Source organism: Burkholderia sp. Ax-1720, from assembly GCF_011753035.1.
Taxonomy (GTDB): domain Bacteria; phylum Pseudomonadota; class Gammaproteobacteria; order Burkholderiales; family Burkholderiaceae; genus Burkholderia; species Burkholderia gladioli.
In genome coordinates, this window is record NZ_VWWK01000406.1 from 1 (window position 1) to 1,687 (window position 1,687).

The following is a 1,687-nucleotide window of genomic DNA, read 5'->3' on the forward strand; positions in this document are numbered from 1 at the left end:
CGGTGCCTGGGAGGCCGCGTTGGGCGGCACCACGCCGGCCGCCAGCAGCGCCTGCCAGAGCTGGGCGCGATCGGCTTCGCGGTCGGCGAGATCGGGCGGCAGCGGCGCGGCGGAGGCGGCCGGTGCGGTGGAATCGGCAGAAGCCCCGGAAGCCCCGGAAGCCCCGGAAGCACCGGAAGCACCGGAAGCACCGGAAGCACCGGAAGCACCGGAAGCACCGGACGCGGCAGAAGCGGCAGAAGCCCCGGGCGCCTCCACTTCGTCGCGCGGCACTTCGGCATCGCGCGCCACCGGCCGCGTCGGCGAGGGCGCGCGTTCCGGCAAAGCGGGGGCGAGAGACGAAGCCCTATCGGTCATGCGGTTCTCCATGGGTGGCCAGGTTGCCTCGGGATCATCGGGCTGCATCGCGTCGGCGAACGCGGCGCTTGCCGCCGCGGCCTCACCGGCCTCGCGCGCCGGCCGGCCCTCGTCGGCGCGCCGGTCCTGCCCGGCCAGCACATGCCGGCGCCAGGCCAGGTCGACGCCGCGCCACCAGCCGGCCAGCGTCGGCAGGTCGTGCGTGGAGGACATCGCCGCCGCGTCGCGGTCCCAGGCCTCGGGCGGCCGGAACGCGCCGTCGCGTTCGCGCTCGAAGGCGAGCACGCGCATCCCGGCGATGCCGCGCGCGGCCAGCCGTTCGCGCAAGCCCTCGGGCACGGTGCCGAGATCCTCGCCGATCGCGATGGCGCGATGCCGCGCGGATTCGAGCGCGACCAGCCGCAGCAGATCGTCGAGCGGGTAGCGCAGGTAGGCGCCCTCGCGCGGCGAGCCGCCGTCGCGCACGATCCACAGCCGCTGGAAGCCGAGGATGTGATCGATGCGCACGCCGCCGGCATGCGCGAAGGCACCGCGCAGCAGCGCGATGAAGGGCGCGTAGCCGTTCGCGCGCAGGCCGGCCGGGGTCCAGGTGGCGACGCCCCAGGCCTGGCCCTCGGGATTGAACAGGTCGGGCGGCGCGCCGATCGACAGCCCCGAGAGCAGCGTGTGCGGCGCGGCCCAGGCATCGGCGCCGTCGGGCGCCACGCCGACCGCGAGATCGGCGATCGTGCCGATCGACATGCCGGCTTCGCGCGCGGCCTGGCGCGCGCCGTCTAGCCCGCGTGAGGCCAGCCATTGCGTGAAGGCGAAGAAGGCGACGTGCTCGGCGCGCGCGGCCGCGAAGGCGCGTACCTCGGTGGTGCCGGGGTTCTGCCACTCGGCGGGCCAGCGGCGCCAGTCGGGGCCGAGCCGCTCGGCGATGGCCTGCGCCTGCAGGGCGTCGAACACGGCTTGCGCGTGCAGCGCGTCGCCGCCTTCGGCCGAGAAGCGCGCGAAGGCCTCGTGCTCGGCCGAGGGATGCGCGCGCCAGCGCTCGAACAGGGCACGCAGCACGCGCAGCTTGAGATGCAGCGCGCGCGGCCAGTCGACCAGCGGCGCGCGCGACAGCGCCTCGGCGGTCTCGGCGAGCCCGGTTTCGGCCAGCACCGCGCGCGTCGCCTCGGCGCCCAGCACCGTGTCGGGATCGACATAGGCGAAGTTGTGCCAGCGCCGCGAGGACGGCGAATAGGGACTGTCGCGCTCGGGCTGGGCCGGGAAGCCGGCGTGGGTCGGGCTCAGCGCCAGCGCGTCGGCGCCCAGCCGCGCGGCCGAGCGCGCCAGGGTGGCCAGC

1 protein-coding gene is annotated in these 1,687 nt (G+C 76.0%); it reads right to left on the reverse strand.

The genetic code is table 11. The features are described from left to right. On the reverse strand, positions 1-1,687 hold a 1,687-nt coding region (gene malQ, locus F3J18_RS37235; protein ID WP_205195731.1), incomplete at both ends, for a 4-alpha-glucanotransferase.